The sequence below is a fragment of the Massilia forsythiae genome (assembly GCF_012849555.1).
Classification (GTDB): Bacteria; Pseudomonadota; Gammaproteobacteria; order Burkholderiales; family Burkholderiaceae_D; genus Telluria; species Telluria forsythiae.
Genome location: NZ_CP051685.1, coordinates 4,663,888 through 4,689,285, shown reverse-complemented (window position 1 = coordinate 4,689,285; position 25,398 = coordinate 4,663,888). Strand labels below are relative to the sequence as shown.

General features: G+C 67.8%; 17 protein-coding genes and 1 pseudogene. 5 read left to right on the top strand and 13 right to left on the bottom strand.

All coding sequences use genetic code 11. The features are described from left to right. Positions 1–8 precede the first annotated feature (8 nt). Genes HH212_RS19730 through HH212_RS19720 form a run of 3 tightly spaced genes read right to left on the bottom strand, consistent with a single transcriptional unit; the run spans position 9 to position 5,445 of the window. A complete protein-coding gene (locus HH212_RS19730) occupies positions 9–764 on the bottom strand; it encodes a DUF6250 domain-containing protein (RefSeq protein WP_211172376.1) in 756 nt (251 codons plus the stop codon). Continuing rightward, a complete protein-coding gene (locus tag HH212_RS19725) occupies positions 761–3,679 on the bottom strand; it encodes an exo-rhamnogalacturonan lyase family protein (protein WP_170204060.1) in 2,919 nt (972 codons plus the stop codon). Before HH212_RS19725 ends, HH212_RS19730 begins: the two co-directional genes overlap by 4 nt. Further along, entirely contained in the window at positions 3,676–5,445 is a 1,770-nt protein-coding gene (locus HH212_RS19720) for a rhamnogalacturonan acetylesterase (RefSeq protein WP_170204059.1), read from the bottom strand. Before HH212_RS19720 ends, HH212_RS19725 begins: the two co-directional genes overlap by 4 nt. 158 nt (positions 5,446–5,603) lie before the next feature. Between HH212_RS19720 and HH212_RS19715 the strand changes: the two genes are divergently transcribed. Beyond that, the gene (locus HH212_RS19715; RefSeq protein ID WP_170204058.1) at positions 5,604–6,968 is read left to right on the top strand and encodes a TolB-like translocation protein; all 1,365 of its coding nucleotides are present in this window, start codon (positions 5,604–5,606) and stop codon (positions 6,966–6,968) included. 20 nt (positions 6,969–6,988) lie between these two features. On the opposite strand, the pseudogene HH212_RS19710 reads toward HH212_RS19715, so the two are convergent. Together HH212_RS19710 and HH212_RS19700 are read right to left on the bottom strand one after the other, a co-directional pair. After that, positions 6,989–8,020 (bottom strand): annotated as a pseudogene (locus tag HH212_RS19710) (acyltransferase family protein). 268 nt (positions 8,021–8,288) lie between these two features. Beyond that, complete coding sequence (locus HH212_RS19700) at positions 8,289–10,046, bottom strand: pectinesterase family protein (protein WP_170204055.1); 1,758 nt, start codon at positions 10,044–10,046, stop codon at positions 8,289–8,291. Positions 10,047–10,191: 145 nt separating this feature from the next. On the opposite strand from HH212_RS19700, the gene HH212_RS19695 reads away from it, so the two are divergent. Continuing rightward, entirely contained in the window at positions 10,192–11,295 is a 1,104-nt protein-coding gene (locus tag HH212_RS19695; RefSeq protein WP_170204054.1) for a fumarylacetoacetate hydrolase family protein, read from the top strand. 3 nt (positions 11,296–11,298) lie between these two features. After that, entirely contained in the window at positions 11,299–11,952 is a 654-nt protein-coding gene (locus HH212_RS19690; RefSeq protein WP_170204053.1) for a GNAT family N-acetyltransferase, read from the top strand. A 117-nt stretch (positions 11,953–12,069) separates the two neighbouring features. On the opposite strand, the gene HH212_RS19685 is transcribed toward HH212_RS19690, so the two are convergent. Both HH212_RS19685 and HH212_RS19680 read right to left on the bottom strand, forming a co-directional pair. Further along, on the bottom strand, positions 12,070–12,405 hold the full coding sequence (locus HH212_RS19685) for an SMP-30/gluconolactonase/LRE family protein (RefSeq protein ID WP_170204052.1): 336 nt from the start codon (positions 12,403–12,405) through the stop codon (positions 12,070–12,072). Between the two features lie 103 nt (positions 12,406–12,508). Continuing rightward, complete coding sequence (locus HH212_RS19680; RefSeq protein ID WP_170204051.1) at positions 12,509–13,102, bottom strand: 3-keto-disaccharide hydrolase; 594 nt, start codon at positions 13,100–13,102, stop codon at positions 12,509–12,511. A 153-nt stretch (positions 13,103–13,255) separates the two neighbouring features. Here HH212_RS19680 and HH212_RS19675 point away from each other — a divergent pair, with 153 nt between their 5' ends. Then, entirely contained in the window at positions 13,256–14,167 is a 912-nt protein-coding gene (locus HH212_RS19675; RefSeq protein WP_170204050.1) for an alpha/beta hydrolase, read from the top strand. A gap of 167 nt (positions 14,168–14,334) precedes the next feature. On the opposite strand, the gene HH212_RS19670 is transcribed toward HH212_RS19675, so the two are convergent. The 6 genes from HH212_RS19670 to HH212_RS19645 form a co-directional block, all read right to left on the bottom strand. Further along, positions 14,335–15,689 (bottom strand): IS3 family transposase gene (locus tag HH212_RS19670; RefSeq protein ID WP_370663882.1). Its coding sequence is split into 2 segments (ribosomal slippage): positions 14,335–15,203 and positions 15,203–15,689, totalling 1,356 coding nucleotides; the frame shifts between segments, so codons are not numbered across the junction. 104 nt (positions 15,690–15,793) lie between these two features. Continuing rightward, complete coding sequence (locus HH212_RS19665; protein ID WP_170205562.1) at positions 15,794–16,087, bottom strand: L-rhamnose mutarotase; 294 nt, start codon at positions 16,085–16,087, stop codon at positions 15,794–15,796. A 77-nt stretch (positions 16,088–16,164) separates the two neighbouring features. Further along, a complete protein-coding gene (locus tag HH212_RS19660; protein WP_170204049.1) occupies positions 16,165–17,364 on the bottom strand; it encodes a glycoside hydrolase family 88/105 protein in 1,200 nt (399 codons plus the stop codon). Between the two features lie 37 nt (positions 17,365–17,401). Continuing rightward, the gene (locus tag HH212_RS19655) at positions 17,402–20,176 is read right to left on the bottom strand and encodes a glycosyl hydrolase (protein ID WP_170204048.1); all 2,775 of its coding nucleotides are present in this window, start codon (positions 20,174–20,176) and stop codon (positions 17,402–17,404) included. Between the two features lie 252 nt (positions 20,177–20,428). Continuing rightward, positions 20,429–21,736: an L-rhamnose catabolism isomerase gene (rhaI, locus tag HH212_RS19650; RefSeq protein ID WP_170204047.1), complete on the bottom strand. Its 1,308-nt coding sequence runs from the start codon at positions 21,734–21,736 to the stop codon at positions 20,429–20,431. A 269-nt stretch (positions 21,737–22,005) separates the two neighbouring features. Continuing rightward, entirely contained in the window at positions 22,006–24,105 is a 2,100-nt protein-coding gene (locus HH212_RS19645) for a bifunctional rhamnulose-1-phosphate aldolase/short-chain dehydrogenase (RefSeq protein ID WP_170204046.1), read from the bottom strand. 391 nt (positions 24,106–24,496) lie between these two features. Here HH212_RS19645 and HH212_RS19640 point away from each other — a divergent pair, with 391 nt between their 5' ends. Continuing rightward, complete coding sequence (locus tag HH212_RS19640; protein ID WP_170204045.1) at positions 24,497–25,363, top strand: DeoR/GlpR family DNA-binding transcription regulator; 867 nt, start codon at positions 24,497–24,499, stop codon at positions 25,361–25,363. Positions 25,364–25,398 lie beyond the last annotated feature (35 nt).

Below are 25,398 nucleotides of genomic sequence, written 5' to 3'. Positions count from 1 at the left end.
GGTCTCCTTCATTTGAGCTGGTAGATGTGCAGGTCGTCGATGGACTGGCGCGACCAGGTGGTGCGAAAGCCGAAATACCCGCGGGTGAGCGGGTGCGGGTCGCGGTACGCGAACCACTGCTCGCCGTCGACCAGCATGCGGGTGCAGCCGCGGACCACCGCGATCTCGACGCGGTAGTCGCGGTTCGGCAGCAAGAGATGGGCGGCATCCTTGTATTCGGCCAGCAGCAGGCGCTGGCCGTCGCCGTAGCGGCGCAGGCGCGTGGTGCTGTTGGTGTTGCCGCCGACGCCGGCGTAGTACAGCTCGAGGTCGTCGTAGTCCTCGAACTTGCCGCTGCGGGTGAACAGGTTGGCGCTGCGCGGGTCGCGCGCCATCCAGAAATGGTTGAAGTCGGACAGGCGGTCGTTCCTGCCGCCGTCCACCACCACGCGGCGCGTGTAGGTGATCAGCACATCGCCGGACAGCGGCTTCTCTAACCAGACGGTGGCACCGGAATCGACGTCGATGACCAGGCGGCCGTCGCGGGTGGCGACCGCGTTGCCCGGCTTGCGCGCGTACTCGGCCACGTAGCCGTGCAAGGGGTCGTTGAAGTCGTCGGCGAACAGCAGCGCGCCGCGCCGGCCCCAGTCGGTGCAAGGCGCCTGGGCGCCGGCGGCCTGGGAGCGACCGGACGGAACGCCGGCGCAGGCGGCGGCGAGCGCGGCGCAGGCGACCAGCACGGCGACGGTGCCGATACGGCGCCGATGCGGCGGCGGCGCCCTCATCGCTGTCCGGCCGGGCCGGCCGTCGGCGTGGCGACACGCGGCGGCATCCCCGCGGCCGCTCCCGCTGCCGGCGGCGCGCCGGCGCCGCCGCGATCCGCCACCGCGGGCACCGGCGGCAGCTCATCCGGCAAGGCATCGCCCAGCAGCGCCAGCGATTCGATCATGGTCAGCCCGCTCTGCGCCGCGTCGTTGGTCGACACGCCGGCCGCCTCGTCCGTCGGATTCAGGACGTCGGCGCCGCCGAGCGCCACCGGCGCCGCGCCGCGCCAGCGCGCCATGTTGGCGACCGCGATGCGGGCGAACGCCGGATTCTTCGTCTGCGCATACGCGTAGGCCGCCAGGCGCGGACCGCCCTGCGCTTTTTCCACGTATTCGGCGCCGGCGCCTTCGATGCCGGTGGTCTTGTCCTTCAACAGCACCTCGGCCGGCGCTTCGCCCAGGCGCGCGTACTGCAGCCAGGCGGTGGCGAAGTCCTTGCGGCCCAGCAGCGGCACCAGCTCGAACATCACCTCGGCGCCGCCCTGGATGGTGGACAGGTTGTACAGCACCGGCACCTGCGCATGCTCGACCGGGTCCGGGATCGGCATCAGCTTGCCGCTGGCCGGGTCGTAGCCGACGGTCATGCTGCCGCGCCCCTTCAGCGGGCCGATCCTGCCGCCGCCCAGGTCCGGGTTCAGGCCGTTGCGCACGCCGGAGCGCAGCCAGTACGGCATCTGCAGGATCGAATCGACGCCGGCCAGGATGCGGTCGCGCCATTTGACGTCGCCGCTGCGCTCCCATTCGGTCATCCAGTTCCCGGCCAGCACGTACCAGTCCGGCCCCAGGCGGATGCGGCCTGGGTACTTGGGGTCTTGCGGCAGCACCGGCTGCGCCAGGCGCATCGGATCGTAGCGCACCATCGCCCGGTCGGCCTGCAGCTGCTCGCGCATCACGTCGCCGATGCGCTCGTCGGTGGTCAGGTAGTAGAACGGGCGCCAGTGCGCGGCCTGGCTGATGCGGCCTTCCTTGGAGCCGTCGCCCCATTTCACCACGTTGTGACGAGAACCGAGACCTAGCATCGGTCCCAGGTGGTAGACGTTGGTCTCGCTGGTGTTGCGCGCCAGCGCCTCGGCGGTGCGGAACAGGTCGGCGCGCCCGCTGCGGAGGTAGCTGGCCCACAGCCACAGCGGCGTGCCCAGTTCGGTGTTGTCCCAGGCGTAGCCGCCGTGGTCGTAGTTCCACACGTGGCGCTTGAAGTTGTAGCTGTGGATGAAGTCGCCGTACGTCCAGAAGCCGTACCAGTGGCGCTCGTCCTGCTGGCGCTGGTAAAAGGCCAGCACCGCATCGAGCTTGTCCTCGACCGCGGCGCGCGCCGGCGTCGAACGGTCGACCGGGCTCCACACGCCGAACACACCGGCCGCGCGGATCGCCGCCGGCGACGCCGACAGCAGCGCGCGCACCCCGCCGGCCCTGGCCAGCGCCGCCAGCTCGCTGCGCGCCGGCACCGCGGCGGTGGGCGTGATCGTGAATTCGCTGGTGCGCGCCACGCCGTAGGCCACCGAGTTGCCGGGCTGGACGTCCTCGTAGGTGGCACCCAGGCCGTGCGCGCGGGTGGCGTAGTGGCGCATGTCCATGGCCGGCGCATCGGGCGACCACAGCCAGGCGGTCAGCTCGGCCACGCCGGCACCCGTGCCCGGCTTGTCGTCCGCGCCCGGGGAAGCGGCATGGCGCACGTCGAAGCCGCTCGGGTAGCTCTGCCAGAAGTCCTTGACGCTAATGGCCAGGCCGCCCGAGACGTCGCCGACGAAGGCCAGGCCCGATGCGCGCCTGCCGGCATCGGCAAACACCCAGGAACTGGCGGCGCCGGTGCGCTTGACGATGTTGAAGCCGTTCGGGCTGGGCTGGGTCAGGCGGTAATCGCTCCAGATGGCCAGCTGTTCCTTGTCCTTGTGGCCGTAGAAACGTCCGCCGTCGATGCGCCGGCCGGCCACCTGGCGCGGATCGGCGTTCAGGTCGCCCGGCTGCAGCGATTCCATCCACAGGCCGCCGTCCTGGCCGCCGAAGGCGACGTGGCGGTTGTAGACATCCTCGCGCAGCGGCACGCTGAAGCGCAGGCCGAGCGCGCGGATGAAGTCCTTGCGCTGGTCGCCGTCGTAGACGAACGTGTGCACCACGCGGATGGCCGGGTCGCCGGCATACAAATACAGGCGCAGCGAGAACGGCAGCCAGGCGCGCCCGCCTCGTGCCAGCTTGTGCCTGCCTTCGATCTTGACGACCGCGCGTACCGGGCCGGACTGCTCGAGCGTCACCTTGTCGATCTGCGAGGCAAAGGCGGCGCGCGCCGGCATGGCGCCCTCTTCCGGGTCCGGCCCCTGCTGCAGCAAGCCGACCAGGCGGCCGTTGCGCGCGACTTCGCGCCCGGCCACCGTGATCGAGCGCACCAGGTCGGCGCCGCGCATGCCCACGCGCACGCGGGCCGCGCCGGTGTCGATGTCGATGAAGCCGTCGCCCTTGACCACGCCGAGTGCCGCCGCGGGTGCGGCTGGGGCTTGCGCCGTGTCCGCCGCCGCGATCACGTAGGGTCCGGGCGCGTTGGTCACCGTGGCGAAGCCGCCGAACTTGAGGGAGCCGTCGGGCCAGTACGCCAGCGGCCAGCTCTGCAGCGGCAGCGCCTTGCCGTCCGGTCCGCGCAACGTGAACGCCTGCTCCTTATGCGCCGCGCCCTGCGCGAACGGCACGCCCCAGCTGACGCCGCCGCGCACGGCCGGCGCATCGCCGACCCAATTGACGGTGGCCTCGAGCGGCGCGGCCGCTGCCGCCGGCACCAGCGCAGCGGATGCGCACAGCAAGGCGGCGCCCGCCACGCGCGCGCGCAAGCCGGTCGCGCGGCTGCCGCACTGGCGCCGTACGTTCTTCGTCGTCGGTGCGGTCGTCATGGATGCGCCGCCGTCGTGCCGGATGCCTTATCGGAAGCCGGGCCGGCAAAATAGGCGCCCAGCGGATTGCCCGGCAAGGCCTTCAGGCCGGCGGCCACGCGCGCGGCGTTGAAGTCGGCGCCCTGGCCGTTGGTATGGGTGCGGGCGTCGGAAAAGAAGGTGTCGACCTTCGCCGCGCCGGCCTGGCGGTAGCCGTCCGCCACCAGCAGCGTCAGGTCCATGAACAGCGCGCCGTTGGCCTGCGCCACTTGCCGGTCCCAGTCGGCGAAGGTGGCGAAGTCGCGCCCCTCCTGCCACTTGTCGCGGTGCGGCACCGGCGAGGCCAGGATCACGGTGGCGCCCTTGGCCCGGGCGTCGTTCACGTAGCGCGCCATGTACCAGCCGAAGCTGTGCACCTGCTCCTTGCTACCGTCCGGCCGCGTGTCCTCGACCGTTTCCGGGCCGATGCCGGGCGCCGAGGCGCGGTTCTTCATCGCCGGGTCGCCGATGCGGCCGCCGTCGTTGTGGCCGAACTGGACCAGCACCACGTCGCCGCGCTTGAGCCGGGCCAGCACCCGGTCCCAGCGCCCTTCGGTATAAAAGGTGCGGCTGCTGCGCCCGCCGATGGCGCTGTTGACCACGTTGATCTTGCGCGTGTCGAAGAACGGTGCGATGCGTTCGCCCCAGCCGATGGCGCCGTTCTGGCCGCCGCTCCTGACGGTCGAATCGCCGACCAGGAACAGCGTCGGCAGCGACGGATCGAGCGCGCTTTCCTCGCGCACGGCGCGTGCGTCGACCACCGGCCGGTCGTCTTCCTTCATGCTCGCGACGTTCGTGTTCGCGCCCTCCTTCATGCCCGCATCCCGATGCATGAAGCCGGCGATGCGCGCGTCGCCCAGCCCGCGCAGGCCGGCCGCGACGATGTCCGCGTTGAGCTGCGCGCCGGCCCAGTTGGTGTGCACGTGCTCGTCCGGCACGGTGAGCGGGAACAGCTTCATCACCGCGTCGTGCCCGAGCTCGTCGTAGCGGCGCGCCGCCAGTTCGTTCAGGTCGATGAAGGCGACCCGCTCGCCCTGCGCCACCTGCTGCGCCCAGCCGGCATAGTCGGCCCGGTTGCGGCGTACCTTGCCCTGCTCGTCCCAAGCCTTGCGGGGAATCGGGGAGACCACCACCGGCGTGGCCCCCCTGGCGCGGATGTCGGCGATGAAGCGGCGCAGGTACCAGCCGTAGCTGTGCACCGTCTCGTGCTGCTTCGTCAGGATGTTGTCGATCTCCTGCGCCTCCTCGCCGGTGCCGCGGATGGTGCCGCGCGCGCGCTTGTCGTCGTTCAGCGGCGCGGCGTCGTTGTGCCCGAACTGCATCAGCACCACGTCGCCCGGCTTGATCAAGGCGAGCGTGCGCTGCCAGTGGCCGCTGGTCAGGTAGGTGCGGCTGGACAGTCCGCCGACCGCGCGATTCACGACATTGACCTTGGCCGGATCGACATACGCCGCGAGCGGATTGCCCCAGCCCCACTGGCCGGCCGGGCCCTTGCCCTGGCCGTCGTCGCGGCCGTTGCGCACCGTCGAGTCGCCGATCAGCACGATCGACGGCAGCGCGGGGTTGGCCGGCTCCGGCAGCGCCACCTGGGCGCGCGCGGGGTCCGTATTGACCGCAGCCGGCAATGGCGCCGCCGGCTGCGGCGGCGGCGGCGGCGTCTGCGCCGCGGCGGCATTGCAGGCGATGGCGATGGCGGCGGCCAGCGCGCACGCACGGATCGGAAGGAAGGCGAAGGAGCGGACGCGCATGGGAATCTCTCGGCTTGCGGAACCTGGATTCTATGCGAGCCGGCTGTCACCGCCGGCCGCGGCCGTCCAAAGAATCACCAAGATGAGCGATGCGGCGCCGCCACGCGGCGGGCGGCGCGGAGACAATGGCGCATTCCAACCCGCCCCGGATGACGACCATGCCTTCCCGTCTTTACACCTGCGCCGTGCTGTCTGCCGCGTTGTGCGCCACCCTGCTGTCCGCCACCGCTTCCGCCCAGATCGGCAAGCGCTTCCCCTCCGAACGCAAGGTGGTGCGGGACCCGGTGACCGGCACCATGCTGACCTTCCTGACCTCGAAACCGCACGGCGACTCGAAGATCTATCCGACCCACCCGCAATGGAGCGCCGACGGCAAATGGGTGATTTTCCGCTCGCGCCTGGCGGACGGCGAAGCGCTGGCGGTCAACGAAGCCAGCGGCGACATCGTGCAGGTGTCGGAAGGCGGCTACCAGGGCATGCTGAACCTGGCGCGCAAGTCGATGAAGCTGTACTTCATGCGCAAGCCAAAGGACGCCGGCGGCGGCGGCCTGCAGATCGTCGAGGTCGACCTGGCGCGCGTGTTCGCCGACAGCGCCGCCGGCAAGATGCAGCCGGCAGCCAGCTACCAGCGCGTGGCCGGCATCCTGCCCGACAGCCTGGAGGCCGGCGGCGACATGGCGCTCGACGCCGGCGAGGAATGGGTGTATTTCCGCGTCGGCAAAACGGAAGCGGCGCGCCACCTGGCGCCGGGCGCGAAGATCGAGCCGAACTTCGGGCCGCGCAACATGGGCGCCGGCCCCAACGGCATCGCGCGCATGAACGTCCGTACCGGCGAGGTGCGCCACGTGGTGTCGGTGCCGTTCCAGATCGGCCACATCCAGGCCAATTTGTTCAACCCGGGCGAGATCGTGTTCTGCTGGGAGACCGGCGGCAAGTCGCCGCAGCGCACCTGGACCGTGCTGGCCGACGGCAGCGGCCTGCGCCCGCTGTACCCGGAGGCGCCGTACGAATGGGTGACGCACGAGGCGGTGATCGGCAAGGACGAGGTGGCGATGGCGATCATGGGCCACCGCCAGATTCCCGGCGCGGCGGCCACGGTGGCCGGCGCCGCCACCGGCGTGGAGGGCGCCAACCCCGGCCAGGACGATGCCTGGGGCCCGGCCGGCACGCGCGAAAAACCGAGCGGCCTGGCGATCGTCAACCTGCGCACGCGCCAGATGACGATCGCCGGCCAGACGCCGTCCGGCAGCGGCCTGTGGCACGTGCACGGTTCCAGCGACGGGCGCTGGGCGGTGGGCGACGATTTCAGCCGCAGCGTGTACCTGATCGACCGCCGCACGCGCGAGATGACGATGCTGACGACCGGCCACAAGACCACCGCCGCCGACCACCCGCACCCCACCTTCAATGCCGACGGCACCAGGATCGAGATCCAGTCGGCGATGCTGTCGCAGGATGGCCGCACCATGAACATCTGCATCGTCCCGGTGCCGGAGGCGTGGCTGAAGCGGCCGGCGCCGTGAGCCGCACCCTGCGCCGGGCGTCAGCCGTTGATGAATGACCGCAGGGCCGGCCCGTCGCCGGGCACCGGGGCCGAACGCTTGATGCGGCCGCCGATGGCGGCGCCGAACGGCCGTGGTGCCAGCCGGCTCAGTATGCGATGCACGACCACCAGCGCCAGGACGATGGCAGTGGTGGCGGCCACCATGTAGGTAGCGTGCAGCATCACGTCGCTGACGCGGTGCTCGTGCATCCGGAACAGTTGCACCAGCGGATAGTGGGCCAGGAACACGAAGAAACTGTACTTGCTGTGCTGTTCCGCCCATGCGCCGATGGCGGTGCCGACCAGCAGCGAGGACGCCGGCCACACCACGAACGGCGCCACCAGGTAGATCGGCGTGATGTCTTCCATGCCCAGGTAGATCGTGGCCGCGCAGATTACGCCGAGCAGCACCAGCAGCGACCATGCGGCATGATCGAACGCTTCGATGTTCCAGCGCTGCACCGCCGCCAGGCCGCCGATGTAGAACAGCACCGCCGTGCTGTTGCGCAGGATGAGGTAGCCGTCCAGGTCCAGCAGGAAGACGACGGCGACGATGGCCAGGCCGATGGCGGGAAAGCGGCGCAGGAACACGCCGTAGACCGGCGCCAGCGCCACCAGTACGAAGAGATCGCGCAAGAAGTACAAGGGGCTGTTGAAGGGCGCGCCGAACATGCCGGTGAAGCGATTGACGACGTCGAAGCGGCTGCTGCCGAGCAGCGGGAACAGCGGCGCCTACCCCGTCGTGTATTCGATGGCGAAGTTCAAGGCCAGGAACAGCACGTTGAAGACGAGGAAAGGCACGGCCAGCGTCCGGCATTTCTGTTTATACAGTTTCCACGGTTTCACATCGCAACCGGCGGCGAACAGCAGGTAGGCCGAAATGACGGACAAGGTGGGAACGGCAAAGCGGCCGACCCGGTCCTGGAAAAAATACAAGATGACATCCCATGCTTCCAGGCGGTTCAGTTCGCCCATCGGCGGCGTCCCCATGTGCAGGAAGACGACCGAGACGATGAGCAACGTGCGCAGCATCGAAATGCGGCGACTGATATTGCTTCTCGCGACCATGATTTTTACCTTACGTTGCTTCGGTAAGATAGACCGATAAAAAATACACTACTGATATTATCGAATTTAATAGAGAAAATTGCAATGCAGCATCGTGTAAAGTTGTTTAAAGAAAAATGCTGTCTGGATGCCCCGCAACCGCGCGCGTCGGCGCCGCTCGGCGCGGTGTAGAACATGCATTCGGAGCGGCATGGCGCGGGGGCGGGCGCGCCGGCTCGCGCTGGGTGCGATGTCAGCGCGGCGCGATCCGTACGGCAGCGCTGGTCAGCGTTCCGGCCGCGTTCCGTACGCGCACCGCGTACATGCCTGCCTGGCGCGCCACGATGCGCGCCGCGGTGGCGCCTGGAATCGGCTTGCCGTCGCGCAGCCACTGGTAACGCGGCGCCGGCACCGCCGCCACCGCGACCTCGATCGCCGCGCCCGCCCTGGCCGCCTGCGGCTGGCGCAGGATCAGCGGCGCCAGCGCCGGCCGCCAGCCGCCGAGCACCCAGGCCGGGTCGCCGTAGCTGGCGATCAGCGCCGCATCCCGGTCGCGGTCGAGGCGGCGCGAGGCCGGATGGCGCGCACCGGTGTCGACCGGCTCGCCGTCGGCGCCGCGGCTGTCGAATTCCCAGAAGCGCACGCCGGCGGTGGCGCCGTCGAGCGGCCCCCAGCCGGGCGGCGCGATGCCGGACAGCGTGGCGCGCAGCAGCACCGCTTCGGCGTACGGGTAGTTCTTCCCCTTGTTGTCCGGCAGGCGCGCCAGCACCGCCAGCGCACCGCCGCGGGCGCGGAAGGCGCAGTCGACGAACACGTTGCCGTGGTTGGCCTGGGTATTCCGGATCCACATGAAGGGGCCGGGCGATTCGATCTCGCAGTCGCGGAAGAAGGCGGGACCGCGGCCGAGGATGGCGTCGCCGCCGCCGACCAGCCGCAGCCGCTGCAGGTAGGTGCTGCCGTTGACCTGCAGCGCGTCGCCGGCGCCGATGACCGTCACGTCGCTCACCAGGTTGCGCTCGCCGTTGAGAAGCAGCCCTTCGGCCTGCCCTTCCAGCGTGCTGGCGATGGTGAGATTGACCAGCGCCACGTCGTGCACATGGTCGAGCGCGAATGCCGCGCGCCGCGACGGGAAGGTGCCGGGCAGCTCGTTGGTGCCGACGCCGGGCGGATGCGGATTGAACACCTCGTTGTTGGCGTAGTGGATGCGCACCCTGTCGCGCTCCTGGCCGAGGATGGTGATGCCGTGCTTGTTGCGGGCATAGACGATTTCCTCGTAATCGCCGTTCTTCACGAAGATCGTCACGCGCCGGGCGTGCTGCTCGGGCACGAAGTCGAGCGCGCCCTGCACGGTGTCGAAATCGCCGCTGCCGTCGGCGGCGACGGTGACGCGCCCGGCGTCCGGCGCCGGCCCGCGCGCCCTGGTCGAGAAGCGCCATGCCAGCTTGCCCCGCAGCCCGGCGAAGCTGCCGTCGTCCAGCGCCAGCACGCCGGGATCGACCTGCACGTAATAGGTCTTGCCGTATGCGAGCAGGTTGTGATGCGGCGTGATGATCGCGCTGTCGGCGCGCACGATCACCGGGTGGAAGTGGAAACCGTCCGTGAAGCCGCCGATGATGCTCAGCTGGTAGTCGCTCCCCGCCGGCGGCAGGCCGGGCGCGGACGGCGTGCCGGCGCGGGTGTCGGCGTTGGTGCGGCGCGGCCCGCCGTAGTCGTACGGCGCCGGCAGGTAGGACGGGTACGGCCCGGCGGCGCGCTCGGCCGGGCCGGCCGGGATGGCCAGGTCGAGCGTGTCGACCAGGCGGTCGTCGGCGGCATCGTAGATGCGGATCTGCCCCGTCGTGCCGAGCGTCGGCGCGCCCGGGAAGCGCAGCACCAGGCGGACGTCGGGATTGACGCCGGCGGCGCCCTGCGCCGGGTAGGTGGCGACGGCTGGCGCGGCCGACACTGCGGCGGGCGGCGCCGCCATGACGATGGCCGCCAGGGCCGCAACGGCAATGAAGGAAGGGGTCACGGTCTGCGCGCTGTGGCAGCGTATCGTTGGTAGCCGGTCCATTGTAGGGATGTCATCGCGGGCCGCCAAGCGAATCCGTTTGCCAGTTGCCGCGTCCCGGGACGACAATGAAGCGACCATCCCTTTCCGGAACGAGGAGACACACATGGACAACCATCGCCGCAATCTCTTGAAGGCAAGCGCCTCGGCCGCCGTCGGCAGCCTGCTCGCGGGCGCGGGAAGCGCGCAGGCGCAGGCCCGGGAGCAGGAACACAGCCCGGGCGGCATCAACGGCGCGCAAGTGAAATCGGTACCGCCGCTGGCGGCCAGGGTCGGCCTGCGCCTGGCCACCTGCGTGCCGGGCGCGGACGGCGCGCAGGCCGTCATGGTAGTGCTGGACGACGGCCGGATGATCGACCTGCAGGCCGAGGCCGCGCGCCAGAAGACCAAGCTCGGCTTCGACGCCGGCTCGATGCTGGAACTGATCAAGAGCGGCGACGCCGGCCTCGAACAGGTGCGCACGCTGGCCGCGCGCGCATTGCGCGACAAGGCGCCCCTGCTGCCGCTGGCGCAGGCGCGCCTGCTGTCGCCGATCCCGCGCCCGGACCGCAACATCTACTGCGTCGGCTGGAACTACCTGGACCACTTCGAGGAAGGCAAGAACGCGCGCGCCGACAAGCGCACCGAGACGCTGCCGGACCACCCGGTGTTCTTCACCAAGGCCACGCACACGATGAACGGCCCGTTCGACCCGATTCCGCAGGATGCCGCCAACTCCACCCAGACCGACTGGGAAGCCGAACTGGCGGTGATCGTCGGCCGGCGCGGCCGCAACATTGCGGAAGACCAGGCGATGGATTACGTGTTCGGCTACGCGGTGTACAACGACACCACCGAACGCGACATCCAGCAGAAGCGCCACGGCGGCCAGTGGTTCAAGGGGAAGAGCCTGGACGGACACGGGCCGATGGGACCATGGATCGTCACCGCCGCCGGCGTACGCCTGGACGACATGCGCATCGTCTGCCGCGTCAACGGCGTCGAAAAGCAGAACGCCGGCTACAAGCAGATGTACTTCAAGATCCCGCGCATCATTGCCGAGCTGTCGCGCGGGATGACGCTGGAACCGGGCGACATCATCGCCACCGGCACGCCGTCCGGCGTCGGCTTCGCGCGCAAGCCGCCGGAATTCATGAAGCACGGCGACGTGATGGAGACCGAGATCACCGGGATCGGCGTGATCCGCAACACGATCCGGGCGGAGGGCTGATCCATGCTCGCCGCCCACGCCGATCACGTCGATCCCGCCCTGCTTGCGGACTGGCTGCGCGCGCGTTCCATCGCGCGCGGCTTGCCGCAACCGGCGCCGCTGGCCGGCGGCGGCATGCGGCTCGATACCGGTTCGGATGCCGAACTTCGGCGCTACGTCTTCCCTGGCCCGCAGCCCGGCATCCGCGCGCTTGCGCGATCGATCGGCGAACCCGGCGTGTTCATCAAGGTCTGCGGCGCGGGCGCCGAGCTGCTGGCGCTGCTGCCGCATGGCTGGCGCTTGCAGCCGCAGGGCTGGCTGATGGCGCACGACGGCGCATGGAACATGACGCCTGCGCTCCCGGCCGGCTACCGCCTGGACAGCGCCGGCGATGGCGTGAATACCTCCGCCAGGATCAGCGCACCGGACGGCGCGCTGGCGCCCAGCGGCTACGCCGCCGAACATGGCAGCGTATTCATCCTCGACCGCATCGCCACCGAAGCGGCGTACCGGCGGCGCGGCCTGGGCACGGCGCTGGTGGCCGCACTGGGCGGGCGCCGGCGCGACGGCGATGCGCGCCGCGTGCTGGTGGCCACCGGCGACGGCCGCGCCCTGTACGAATCGATGGGATGGCGCGTCCTGTCTCCCTTCACGACGGCGGTCATCGAACGAGCCTGAGCGGCCGCGGCGCGGCGTCGCCCGGCCCGCTTCAACGCCGCGCGCCGTCCGGTTTCGGCAGCCAGCCGAGGTAGCCGCCGTCGACGTTATGGACGTAGTAGCAGCACGCGCTTTCGCTCACGCCCAGATGCGGCCCGCCGCGCCGCGCGTCAGGTTGTCCGGGAAGCCGGGCAGGTTGTCCAGCAAGATGCGCGCGCCGGGCGGCATGGCGCGGATGTCCAGCCGGTCGGCGCCGATGTCGATCCGCCATACGCGATAGCGCCCGCTCTCGGCCACCAGCAGGCTGCGTTCGTCGTGGCTGAGGGCGATGCCGTTGGCCAGGCTGAAACCGCTTGCCACCACGCGCACCCGGCCCGTGTCCGGATCGACTTCCAGCACGCGGCCAGTGGCCGACTGTTCGAGCACGTCCAGCAGCGCCGCTTCCTGCGTGGTGCCCCAGCGCGTACCGGCCACAGGGCGAAATACGCGGCGAAGACGAGCAGGATCGGCATGAGGTAAATAATCAGCTTGATGGTCGGCTTGGACAGGATGGCCCCGTCATGGTGGACCCGCCCCCTCAATCGAGCGGCGCGATCGTCACGTTGCGCAGTTCGTACGGCGTTCCCTCCAACTGGAAGCCGATGCGGCCGGCGCGCGGGTCGCTGGCGCTCACGCGGTTCTGCGCCACGCCGTTGATCGTCACCTCGATCGAACCGTCGCGGCTGACCACGTCCATGCTGTTCCATTCGCCGGCCGGGCGCTCGCTGTCGGCGCCGGTGTGCGCCTTGATCGCCGGGTAGGCGCCGGGCGCGCTGGTCAGCGGCTCGGCGAAGCCCGCCTTCGCCATGGGCAGCAGGTCGCCCACCGAACCGTGCTTGGTCTGCACCTGCTGGCTGTGCGGCCAGACGCCGTCGCGCGGGCCGCTGTCGATGTGCAGCAGCACGCCGCCGTTGCCCGGCTTGCCCGGCCAGCGCCACTCGGCATGCAGGCGGAAATTGCCGTAGACGGCGCGGGTGGCGATGAAGCCGGACGGCTTGCCGGCCAGCGCCACGCCGCCGCCCGGCAGCGGCGTCACGATGTCCTGCAGCGATGCCGCCGGCGCGGTGACCGCTTCCAGGGTGGCGAACTGGCCGGCGAGATCGCCGCCGGCGCCGAACAGGGTCACGGGCATGCGTGGTTGTGCTGCGGGCGCCGCGGGCGCGGCGTCCGGCTGGCCAGGATGTGCGGCGCAGCCTGCGAGCAGCGCACAGGAAATCGCCAGATGACACAGCGTCGGCTTTAAAATGGACATACTATTTATCCTGTTCAAAAAATGGAGACACCCATGAAACGACCTGCCCTCGCCCTGCTGTTCGCAGCCGCCCTTCCGCTGGCCCAGGCTGCCGCACCGGACGTGATGCCATTGTGGCCCGAAGGCGTGCCCGGCGCCAGGCCCGGACTGGGACCGGAGCGCAACGAGGACGGGCGCACGTCCAACGTGAGCGTGCCGACGCTGACCGTGTATGGCCCGGCGGTCGACCGGCCCAACGGCACCGCCGTCATCATCTGCCCCGGCGGCGGCTACGTGCGCCTGTCGACCCAGCGCGAAGGAGAGCAGTATGCCGCATGGCTGAGTACCCTGGGCGTGACCAGCTTCGTGCTGAAGTACCGCATGGCCGAATTCGGCCACCCGGCGCCGCTGCAGGACGTGCTGCGCGCGGTGCGCATGGTGCGGCGGCACGCGGCCGAGCTGCACGTGCGCGCCGACCGCATCGGCGTGATGGGCAGCTCCGCCGGCGGCCACCTGGCGGCCAGCGCCGGCACCCTGTTCGACCATCCGCTGGGCCGCACCGGCGCCGAGCTGGACGCGGTCAGCGCCCGGCCGGACTTCCTGATGCTGCTGTACCCGGTGATCACGATGGACGGCCCGGCCGTGCACGCCGGCTCGCGCAAGGCGCTGCTGGGCGCCCGGCCGGATGCCGCCACGGTGAAGCTGATGTCGGTCGAGCAGCAGGTGACGGCGCGCACGCCGCCGACGCTGCTGGTCCATACCCAGGAAGACGCCACGGTGCCGGTCGAGAACAGCATCTTGTTCTACCAGGCGCTGACGCGGGCCAGGGTGCCGGCGGAGATGGTGTTGTTCGAGCATGGGTCGCACGGGATGGGGATGCGGGCCGGGCTCGGCACCGCATCCAACTGGCCGCGCCGGGCGGAGGAATGGTTGAAGGACAAGGGGTTGCTGGATCCGGTGAAGTGATCCGGCCCCCCCCACATGCACGCCGTCGTCCCCGCGCAGGCGGGGACCCATACTGATTATCCGGAGTCGGTATTTTTGAAGCACTCGAGTTGTTTCTAATGCACCGAATTCTGTTGCTCAGCATGGGTCCCCGCCTTGAAGTGACCTAAGAAAGTTGGACAGGGGGATTATGCGGTCTTGGCGTGTGCTAGTCTATATTGAACAGGACTCATGCCGCCAAGGCCGATCCTGATCCGGTCTTGATTGTAATACTGCACGTAATCCACGATGGTCTTCTTTAGGTCATCGATGCTGGCAAATTTGTGATTGTGGAAACACTCTGACTTCAAGATGCCGAAGAAGCTTTCCATGGACGCGTTGTCGTAGCAGTTACCTTTGTTGGACATGCTTTGCTCCATGCCGGCGTCGCTCAGCATCTTGCGGTATTGAGTCATCTGGTAATGCCAGCCCTGGTCCGAATGAAGCATTGGTTTTTCATTGATGCCCAGCTTTTGCTGTGCCTTCGTGAGCATTGAAGTTACCAGGGTGAACACTGGCCGTGTATCGAATGAATACGCAACGATTTCCCCGTTAAACAAATCCTTGATTGGTGAGAAGTACAGCTTGTCTTGCCCTACTTTGAACTCGGTGACGTCAGTGACCCATTTCTGGTTAGGTTCGCCTGCAGTAAACTCCCGCTTGAGCACATTTGGCGCGACTATGCCTACTTGACCTTTATACGATTTATATCGTTTAACTCGTTGTGACGACTTCAATCCTTCTGCCTGCATCAGCCGTTGGACGGTATTGGCATGAATTTTTTTACCTGCCTGTACCAAGGCGCTTGCTACGCGGCGGTAGCCGTAACGCCCTTTGTGCGCATCAAACGTCATCTTGATAAGCTGTTTGATGCCTTCGTGTCTATCTGGCCTTTGCCTGGCCTTGTCCCAATAGTAAAAATTGCTCTTGGGAAGATTGACGATCTTGAGCAGGGTAACAATTGGGTATTTTTGCCTTAATTCATGCACTACCTGCGCTTTTTGGGCGCGGGCTGCTTTTGTGCTTGAGCTAAGGCTTGCAGCTTTTTTAGAACCTCTACCTCCATACGCAAGTACTCGTTTTCCTTGAGCACCTCATCAAGCGTACGTTCGGCATCAGGTTTGGCGGCAGGTTTTTTCGTAGGTGCTTTCATTTGGCGAGCGTGATTGTGCGGCTTGGCCAATGCCTCCAAGCCACCGCTGCTATAGCGGCTCTCCCATATCCCAATACTGGTCGGGTTGCGAACATTGAAGATGGCTGCCGTCTGTTTCATCGACAATCCATTGTCCCACATGTACTGTAGTGCCGACAGCTTAAACTGGGCATCATAGCGCGTTACCTTGCGGCTGATTCCTTCCATCCCATGCAAACGATAAGCCGCTACCCATCGTTTGACCGATCCAATATTTACCTCGTGATGCGCCGACAAACGGCGGAAACCCATGGTACCGCTGAAGTACTCCAGCACTACCTTGTGCTTGAATTCGTCTAGATACTTGAACATCTGATCCTTCGAAAGTTGAACGGTTTTCCTGTCCAACTTCCTTAGGGCAGTTCACCTCCGCGGGGACGACGGTTCGGGCGGCGGAATGGGAACCGCAGGATCGTTCACGGCAAATGGAACATCGGCGTCAAGGCCCACTCCTTCGGCCGGTTGCCCGGCTCCACCTCCATCAGCTCGGCCATGTAGTCCCACCAGCGCCGCATCACCGGCAACTGCGGCAGCGCGGCGCTGGTCTCGCCGGGGCGCAGCTTCAGCACCGCGAACAGATGCAGGGTTTCCTCGTCCAGGAAGATCGAATAATCGTAGATGCCGGCATCCAGCAGCGCTTCTTCCAGTTCGGGCCAGAGTTCGTCGTGGCGGCGCCGGTACTCGTCGACGCTACCCGGCTTGAGCTTCATGCGGAACGCGCGCGTGCGCGCCGGTGTACCGACCGGCGCCGCCGGCCACGCTTCCCGCGTCACATCCTGTGGATCCTTCATCGCTTGCCCCCCGCGGCCATGGCCTTGAGTTCGGACGCCGCCAGCATGAAGGCGCCGACGCCGTAGTTGAAGCTGGACGTCGGCCGGTAGAACGCCGGCTCGGCGCCGGTCTGCTGGATGTTGCCCAGGCGGCCGTCGGCGTACACGTTCCTCAGCATGCCGGCCCAGGCCTTGGCGATCACCGGCCGGTACTTGCTCGCGTCCAGGATGCCGCGGTTGACGCCGTAGGCCATCGCGTACACGAACAACGACGAGCCCGAGATTTCCGGCAGCGGGTAGCTGGCCGGGTCGAGCAGGCCGGCGTGCCACAGGCCGTCCGCGCCCTGGATGCTCGCGATCTTTTCCGCCATCTCACGCAACTGCTGCACGTAGAAGCCGCGCTGCGGGTCGTCCGCCGGGATGTCGTCCAGGATCAGCGCCAGGCCACCCATCACCCAGCCCTCGCCGCGCGACCAGAACACCTTCTTGCCGTTGGCCTCGCGCTTGTCCTTGTAGCCGGCGTCGCGCGCGTACAGGTGCTCTTCCCTGTCGTACAGGAGGTCCGACGTGCGCTTCCAGTTCAGGTGAACATAGTCGAGGTACTTGCGCTCGCCGGTGATCTTGTACAGCTTGACCCACACCGGCGGCGCCATGAACAGCGCGTCGCACCACCACCAGGGGATGCGCGCGTCGCCCGGCTTGAGCGTGGCCAGCGGCAGCAGGTCGTCCATCTCCTGCTTGGTCAGGTTCAGCATCGACGCCTGCCGGTCCTGCCGGTACAGGTCGAGGTAGACCTGGCCGATCGACAGGTCGTCGGCGTTCGGCAGGCGCGAACGCAGCTGGAAATCGAAGTGGCGCGCCATGTCCAGCATGGCGTTGCGGTACTTCGGGTCGCCGGTGGCGTTCGAGGCGGCCAGGAAGCCGACGTACATCACGCTCGAGGTCCAGATGCGGTCCCAGTGCGGCTGCGAGCGCGCCAGCTGCCAGTCGGCCACCTTGCGCAGCGCCTTGTCGATGGCGGCCGGCTCCAGCGCCGGCGACAGGTCGGTGGCGTAGGGGCCGGCGGCGGCCGGGGCGTCGCCGAAGTGGCGGCTGGTGTCCTTGTCGACGATGGCTTGCTGGGCCGGCGTCGGCAGCGGGTAGTTCTGCGCGGTCGCCGCGCCGTGCGGCGCGCAGGCGGCGGCCGCGATGGCCGCCAGTGCGATCATGTGCTTCATGCGATGTCCCCTTCTTCGATAATGTGCATGCCGGTGTTCACAGGCGTTTCTCCCCCATCAGCCTGACCGGTCCCAGCATGCCGGACGGCTGCGGGGCGATCAGTTGCGTGTCCTGCGGCTTGAAGCGTTCGCCGTAGCGCGCCGACAGCAGGCGGTAGTCGGGCAGCGCATGGCCGGCCAGCGCGTTCAGGCCGAGGTTGGCCACCCGCACCTCGATGCGGTTGCGTCCCGGCGCCAGGTAGGGCGTGACGTCGACCGCGTACGGCGGACGCCAGACGGCGCCGGCGCGCCGTCCGTTGACGATTACCTGCGCCGCCTCGCGCACCGGGCTGTCCAGCATGGCGCGCATGCCGGCCGGGACCTTGGGCGTGCTGGCCAGCGGCGTGCCCTGGCCGAAGTCGAGCACCAGGCGCTGGCCCTGCAGCTGGGCGGCATCCAGCGTGACTTCCCTGGTGTACACCGCTTCGCCGGAAAAATAGCGCGTCGCGGCGTCGTCGGTCCAGGAATGCAGCTGTTGCACCGCCGCCGGTTTGGCGCCGTCCGGGAAGGCGAGCGTCCAGTCGCGTCCGAGGTCGGCCACCAGCCGGGCCGGCGCCAGGCGCGGCGCCGGCGCGGTGGCAGGCAGCGGCGCATCGCTGAACACGATCACGCGCGACTCGTACGGCGCCAGGTCGAGCACCGGGGCGTTGTCCGCCTGCGTCACCTTGCCGCTGTCCGGATCGATCCAGCTCGCCACGGCGCGCTTGCTGCGGAAGCCGGCGCTGGCCTTGAGTGGCCGGTTGCCGGTGTTGGCGACAAAATAGATGTCGGCATCCTTCAGCTTGCGGCGCACGAAGCCGATGTCGGCCGCGTCGTTGGACAGCTGCAGGTCGGGCGCCAGCACCTTACGCAACGCCGCACCGACGGCGCCGTCGTCCGCGACCAGCTGCACGTTCTTCGAGGCGAACAGCGCCCCGGCGGCGGCGGCCACCCGCTTGCCTACCTGGGCGGCATCGCGCAGCCCCGGCGCCAGCGACGGCTTGGTACCCACCGCGACGATGCGGCCGCCGCCGCGCACGTAGTCCTGCAACTTCGCCAGCACTTCCGGCGCCAGCCGCGTCACGTGCGGCAGCACCAGCACCGGGTGCTTGACACCCAGCGCCAGCACCGATTCGGCATCGACGTAATCGAGGTTCTGGCCGGCGTCGAGGATCTGCGCCGTGAGTTCCGGCGTGACGTGCCGGTGCATCTCGGCCGACAGCGACACCTTGCCCGGCACCAGCGCCGCATACACGTCGTCGTTCGGCAGGAACACGGCGACCTCGTTGGCCGGCTCGCCCTGGCGCATCAGGTAGCTCATGCGCGCCAGGTAGCCGGTCACGTCCGGCATCACGTTCCACCACGGGTTGTGGTCGTTGAACACGGCCGCCGCGTAGAAGGAATAGCCCGGCTCCACCGCGCCCGGCGGCGTGTAGGGCCAGCCGTGGCCGACGAACAGGTTGACGCCCTGCAGCAGCATGCGGTCGGCCTCGGCCTTCATGTCCAGCGGGGTGGCGCTGAAGGCGGGCGAATGCAGCCAGGTCCAGCTCTCGGCCGAGATCACCGGACGCCCGTACAGGTGGCCGGCCGAGGTGGCCAGGCGCGTGAACGAGAATTCGCGGAATTGCGGCCCCTCTCCTTCCGGCAGCGCCACCAGGCGGTTGCTCGACATCGACACCGCCGGCTCGCCGTAGGTCTGCGAGCGGAAGCGCGTGCCGTGCGCTTTCGCCCAGTCGTCGACCGGGGTCAGGTAGCGCTCGTTCACCAGCTCGGTCTGGGTCAGCGCCCAGTCGTGGCGCGCGCCGCCGGCGTCCGGACCCTGGCCGCTGAAGATGACGGGCAGGTAAGGCGTCAGGTCGTAGCCCCGGCGCTTCCTGAATTCGTCGAGGAAGTCGTCGGTCCAGTCGGTCTGGTAGACCTCCAGGCTGTCCGAGAACACGGCGTACGGCGGCTGGTCGCCGAAGGCTTTCAGCAGCGGCTCGGCGACCGTGCGCAGGTGGTGCTCGACCACGCCGCGGTTCAGGTGGTCCATCACGAAGCCTTCGGCGCCGAGTGCGGCGCGCTTGACCTGCTGGCCGGTGCGGCTGGCGATGTAGAACACCAGCACCCGGTCGCGCGGCGCCGCGGCGATGGCGCCGCGTCCGTTGCGCGCAGCCGCCGGCGCGGCCGGCTTCAACTTGGTGGTGTCGAGGCCGCGCGCGTCGCTGCCGTCGCCGACGAAGGTGGCGACCAGCTTTTCGCCGCTCATCAACAGCGGCGGCGCAAAGGCGCTGCTGCCCGCCGGCAGCGCCACGCTCGCCATGCGCAGGCGCGCCGCGGCCTGCGTGACGCCGATGTGCGGGCCGCCGTAGGGCCAGCCGCTGGCCAGCGTCATGTCGACGCGCAGGCCGTTGGCGCGGCCGGTGCGGTTGGCGAAGCCCAGCGCATCGAGGAACTCCGGCGACAGGTAGGGCACGTTCCGGATGCCGCGCGCCGGATCGTCGAGTTCCATCGGGTACACCGGCTGGATCTCGAAGCCGCCGAAGCCGCCGGCCTTCATCGCGGCGATCTCGCGCTGTAATTCGGGCTTGGCGACGGCAGGGCCGAACCACCACCAGCGCATCATGGGCTTGGCGTCGTCGGGCGGCACGGCCAGGTGGGCGGCGACTTCGGACAGGGTATGGGAAACGGTGGGGCCGGATGCGGATGCGGCCGGGTCGGCGGCGTGGGCGAGCGAGAGGCACAGCAGCGCTGCGGCCAGCGCGCAGGGGACGGCACGGGCGGCGAGCGGCTGGCGCGGGGGGCGCGGGGTCATGTAGGAGGTTCTCCTGGTGGACAGGCAGATGTCGGATGTGCGACCACGTCGTTCCCGCGCAGGCGGGAACCCATGCTGAGCTACCACTTATACAAACTTGGATTCGCGCTAAAGCATCGACAAGAGACGATGGTTCCGGTAGCGCCAGACACTGTTCGCGCACCTGCGTTTCAGCCAGCTCGGCATGGGTCCCCGCCTACGCGGGGACGACGGTCTTGGGGTCGACAAATTATTTGATAGCCAGGCGGCGCATCAAACAATCCCGCTGCTGCTCGCCCCCGCCCTGGCCGGGCGCGCGCTCGCCGCGCGGTCGCGGTAGCCGCTGGCGCGATACGCCGCCACCGGGTCGGCGGCGCCGCCGGAACGGATGCGCGCCATCGCCAGGATCGGACCCACGTCGGTGCGGAACGCGGCCTTCAGGGTCTGCGCCGCCTGCAGCGCGTCGTTGCCCTGCTGGTGGCCGGCCAGCGCGGCGCGGTCGACCAGCGCCGACTGGATGTAGGCACGCTGCACTTCGACCGCGCTGCTCATCAGGCTCTCGATCGGGTCGGTCACGTTGTGCGACTGGTCCAGCATGTAGCTCGGCTTGAAGGCGGCGCCGTCGCGTTCGGCGGCGTCGGCCAGCTCGTTGAAGACCAGGAACAGCTGGAACGGGTTGATCGAGCCGGAATCCAGGTCGTCGTCGCCGTACTTGCTGTCGTTGAAGTGGAAACCGCCGAGTTTACCGAACTGCGCCAGGCGCGCCACGATCATCTCGATGTTGGTGTTGGGCGCATGGTGGCCCAGGTCGACCAGGCACTTGGCCTTCGGTCCGAGCTCGGTGGCGCAGGCGAAGCTGGTGCCCCAGTCGGCGATGGTGGTGGCGTAGAACGCCGGCTCGAACAGCTTGTGCTCGATGAAGACGTTCCAGTCGTCCGGCAGCGCCGCGTAGATGGCGCGCATGCTGTCCAGGTAGCGCTCCAGCGCGCCGCGCAGGTTGTGCTGGCCGGGGAAGTTGGCGCCGTCGCCGACCCACACGGTCAGTGCCTTGGAGCCGATGGCGCGGCCCAGTTCGATGCATTCGATGTTGTGGGCGATGGCCTGCTCGCGCGCGGCGGCGCTGTTGGCGGTCAGGCTGCCGAACTTGTAGCTGTGTTCCTGGCCGACGGCGTCCGAAAAGGTGTTCGAGTTGACGGCGTCGAAGCCCAGGCCCAGCGCTTCTCCGGCCTGGCGCAGTTCCCGCGCATCGCCGACCTTGTCCCACGGGAAGTGCAGCGACACCGCCGGCGTGGCTTGCGTCAGCTGGTGGATCACGCCGCAGTCCTCGAGCTTTTCGAACACGTTGCGCGGCTCGCCGCGGCCGGCGAAGCGCGCGAAGCGGGTGCCGCCGGTGCCGGCGCCCCAGCTCGGCACCGCCACGGCGAAGCCTTGCGCCAACGTGGTCAGGCGCTCGATGTCCTGGCCGCGGCGCGCCAGCATGCTGCCCAACGCGTCGTAATCGGCCTGGACGCGGGCGGCCAGCTTGTCGTTGTGGTCGGCCAGCAGGCCTTGGTCGATCAACTGCGCACTCGACTTCGTCATTCCTTGTCTCCTCGTTATGCCGCGGCGTGACCGGGTGGGTCCACCGCGTTCGTTCTGATATATCACTGCATGATGACTATACAACGGCGTGGGTGCTTCGCGTCAACCGGATATTTCGTCATATTCGATCGCGGCGTAGGGTGGACGGCTATGCCGTCCACGCGTTCAAACGGTGCATGTGTTGGTTGGACGCGTGGACGGCGGAGCCGGCTAGGCGCCCCCGTCCACCCTACCGGTGGCGCCGGTTCCATGTACCGCGCCCCCCGTCGTCACCGCGTAAACGCCGCCGCATTCCCGGCATCGACGTTGAGCACGTTGCCGGTGCTCTTGCCCGCCTTGTCGCTGGCCAGGAAGTACACGGCTTCGGCGATGTCTTCCGGCAGCACGCTGCGCTTGAGCATGCTGCGCTTGCGGTAGAACTCCTCGACGTCGTCGGTGCCGATCTTGTTGGAGGCGGCGCGTTCTTCCTTCCACTTGCCGTCCCAGATGCGCGAGCCGCGGATCACGGCGTCGGGGTTGACCACGTTGACGCGGATGCCGAATTCCGCGCCTTCCAGCGCCACGCAACGCGCCAGGTGCAGCTCGGCCGCCTTGGCGGTGCAGTAGGCCGAGGCGCCGGCGGATGCCACTAGGCCGTTCTTGCTGCCCACGAACACCATGCTGCCGCCCAGGCCCTGCTGTTTCATCATCGTGAAGGCGGCGCGGCTGGCGAGGAAGTAGCCGGTCACCAGGATGTCCTGGTTGCGCTTCCAGATGTCGAGCGTGGTTTCGTCCAGCGGCGCGGCCGAGGCGATGCCGGCGTTCGACACCAGCAGGTCGACGCCGCCGAAGCGCAGGGCGGTCGCGCCCAGCACGCCGGCGACATCCTCTTCGCTGGTGATGTTGGCCTGCACGGTGGCCACCGTATCCTTGCCGGCGACCTTGACCAGGTCCTTTTTCGCTTCTTCCAGCGCCTCGCCGTCGATATCGGTCAGCATCACGCAGGCGCCTTCCTGCAGCAGCTGGCGCGCCACCGCCTGGCCGATGCCGCCGGCGCCGCCGGTGACCAGCGCGATGCGTCCGGCCAGGCTTTTCGGCTTGGGCATGCGCTGCAATTTCGCTTCCTCGAGCAGCCAGTACTCGATGTCGAAGGCTTCCTGTTCCGGCAAGCCGACGTAGGTATCGACGCCATTCGCGCCGCGCATCACGTTGATGGCGTTGACGTAGAACTCGCCGGCGATGCGCGCGGTGGCCTTGTCCTTGGCGAACGAGAGCATCCCCACGCCCGGGATCAGGTAGATGATGGCATTGGCGTCGCGCACCTTGGGCGAGGTGGCGCGCTTGCTGCGCTCGTAGTAGGCGGTGTAGTCGGCGCGGTAGTCTTCCAGCGCCTGATCCAGTCCGCTCACCAGGCGCTCGAAGTCGGGCGCGCTCGGATCGAAGTCCAGCACCAGCGGACGGATCTTGGTGCGCAGGAAGTGGTCCGGGCACGAGGTGCCGAGCGCCGCCAGCGGGGCCAGGTCGGCGCTGCCGACGAACTGCAGCACGGCGTCGCTGTCGTCGAAGTGGCCGAGCTTGTATTCGGTCTTGCTGATCTTGCCGCGCAGGAGCGGCATCAGGCGCGTGGCGACGGCGGCGCGCTCGGCGGCCGGCAGCGGAGCATATTTCTGCCCGCCGAACACCGGCTGGCGGATATTCTGGTTGAGCCAATCCTCGGCGCGCTTGATCATCGCCAGCGTGTTCTCGTAGCATGACCTGGCGTCATCGCCCCAGGTGAACAGGCCATGCCCTTCCAGGATGATGCCTTTCAGATGCGACTGCTGCTGCGACAACTGCTCGAGCTTGAGGCCCAGGTCGTAGCCCGGACGCTGCCACGGCAGCCAGCCCAGTTCGCCCTCGAACACGCGCTCGGTGATCTGCTGGCTGTTCTGGCAGGCTGCGATCGCGATCACCGCATCCGGGTGCATATGGTCGACGTGCTTGCGCGCGATGTAGGCATGCAGCGGGGTGTCGATGCTGGCCGCGCGCGGATTCAGGTTGAAGGTGCAGTGCGGCAGGTAGGCCACCATCTCGTCTTCGCGTTCCAGGCCGTGGTAGCGGTGCTTGAGCGCATTCAGCTTGTCCATGTACAGCGTCGAGAAGCCGTCCAGCTTGATGCTGCCCAGGTCGCCGCCCGAGCCCTTCACCCACAGCACCTCGACCTGCTCGCCGCTGAGCGGATCTTCCATCATGACCTTGGCCGAGGTATTGCCGCCGCCGAAATTGGTGATGCGCAGGTCCGAACCGAGCAGGTTCGAACGGTACAGCAATCGTTCGGGTTCGCTCATGCCGGCCGCCAGCCCCTCGTCCCAGCGTGACGTGATCGGTTCTTGCGCCTTGGTGTCGCTCATTCTCAGTCTCCGTTTTAGAAATAATGCCACCACGGGTAGTGGCGTTGTTCGATTACCGCTCCGGAAATTCGATTTGACGAATCTCTCGACATCCTTTCGCCTGTCAGCCTCGAGTGGAAACAGGCCGATGGCAACCCGAACAAGTAGAAATCAGCGGAGTAATCAGTGTCAACTCAGAAATAGTCAACTTGGTGACGAAGAATCGAATAATCATTTCGATGATCGAATTGCGCATATCGGTGTCGCAGCGAAAAAAAATAATCAATCAATTGATCAATTGCTGATTGACTCGCCATTGCATCCTGATTAATCTGCAACGAAGCAAAGCGTTCCTTTTTGGCACGACTTTAGCGCAGCCGCAATACAACAGACGGCAAATCAGGAGACAAAAATGGTAAATCACAAACGCCGCAAGCGTTTGCTGAAGCTGCTCGCGGAACACCAGGCAGCGACGGTACAACAGCTTGTCGAATGGCTCAATGCGTCCCCGGCGACGGTACGGCGCGACATCAGTTGGCTGGCTGCGCGCAACCTGCTCACGCGCACCCGGGGCGGGGCCGAGAACCTGCTGCCGAAAAAGCGCCAGTTCGCGCTCTCGAGCGAAACCTTCCAGAACAACATCCAGTGCTACGCGGCGCGCAAGCGCGCCATCGCCCGCCACGCGGCGTCCATGTGCGCGGACGGCGAGACCATCATCATCAACGGCGGCACCACCACCTTCATGATGGCCGAGTTCCTGTCCGAGCGGCAGTGCAAGATCCTCACCAATTCCTTCCTGATGGCGGAACGCCTGTTGATCTCGAGCGAGAACGAGATCATCGTCCCGGGCGGCAAGGTCTACCGCGAACAGAACGTGATCCTCTCGCCGTTCGACAACGACATCACCCAGCACCACTACGCCAGCAAGATGTTCATGAGCGTGTACGGCTTGTCGCTGCTGGGGTTGATGGAAGCCGATCCGCTCCTGATCCAGGCCGAGAAGCGCCTGATCAGCCAGGCCGAGGAACTGGTGGTGCTGGCCGACAGCTCCAAGTTCGCCAAGAAGGCCGGCCTGATCCTGTGCGGCCTGGACCGCGTGGCCCACGTGATCACCGACACCAATGCGTCCGACAGCGCGGTGCAGCTGCTGGAACAGTACGGCGTAAACGTGGTCACCGTGCCGCCCGACGCGGTGGCGCCCGACCTGTGTTCGCCCCATTTCAATCCTGCCTACGACCTGCAATCGGCGGCCCTGTTCCACACGGAGACATCGCATTGAGCAACGAGAATTTCGCAAGCAAGCGTCTGCGTGTA

Coding starts and splice junctions, on each gene's coding strand:
- HH212_RS19730 (WP_211172376.1), bottom strand. CDS start 764: ATGAGGGCGCCGCCGCCGCATCGGCGCCGTATCGGCACCGTCGCCGTG.
- HH212_RS19725 (WP_170204060.1), bottom strand. CDS start 3,679: ATGACGACCGCACCGACGACGAAGAACGTACGGCGCCAGTGCGGCAGC.
- HH212_RS19720 (WP_170204059.1), bottom strand. CDS start 5,445: ATGCGCGTCCGCTCCTTCGCCTTCCTTCCGATCCGTGCGTGCGCGCTG.
- HH212_RS19715 (WP_170204058.1), top strand. CDS start 5,604: ATGCCTTCCCGTCTTTACACCTGCGCCGTGCTGTCTGCCGCGTTGTGC.
- HH212_RS19695 (WP_170204054.1), top strand. CDS start 10,192: ATGGACAACCATCGCCGCAATCTCTTGAAGGCAAGCGCCTCGGCCGCC.
- HH212_RS19690 (WP_170204053.1), top strand. CDS start 11,299: ATGCTCGCCGCCCACGCCGATCACGTCGATCCCGCCCTGCTTGCGGAC.
- HH212_RS19680 (WP_170204051.1), bottom strand. CDS start 13,102: ATGCCCGTGACCCTGTTCGGCGCCGGCGGCGATCTCGCCGGCCAGTTC.
- HH212_RS19675 (WP_170204050.1), top strand. CDS start 13,256: ATGAAACGACCTGCCCTCGCCCTGCTGTTCGCAGCCGCCCTTCCGCTG.
- HH212_RS19665 (WP_170205562.1), bottom strand. CDS start 16,087: ATGAAGCTCAAGCCGGGTAGCGTCGACGAGTACCGGCGCCGCCACGAC.
- HH212_RS19660 (WP_170204049.1), bottom strand. CDS start 17,364: ATGAAGCACATGATCGCACTGGCGGCCATCGCGGCCGCCGCCTGCGCG.
- HH212_RS19655 (WP_170204048.1), bottom strand. CDS start 20,176: ATGACCCCGCGCCCCCCGCGCCAGCCGCTCGCCGCCCGTGCCGTCCCC.
- rhaI (WP_170204047.1), bottom strand. CDS start 21,736: ATGACGAAGTCGAGTGCGCAGTTGATCGACCAAGGCCTGCTGGCCGAC.
- HH212_RS19645 (WP_170204046.1), bottom strand. CDS start 24,105: ATGAGCGACACCAAGGCGCAAGAACCGATCACGTCACGCTGGGACGAG.
- HH212_RS19640 (WP_170204045.1), top strand. CDS start 24,497: ATGGTAAATCACAAACGCCGCAAGCGTTTGCTGAAGCTGCTCGCGGAA.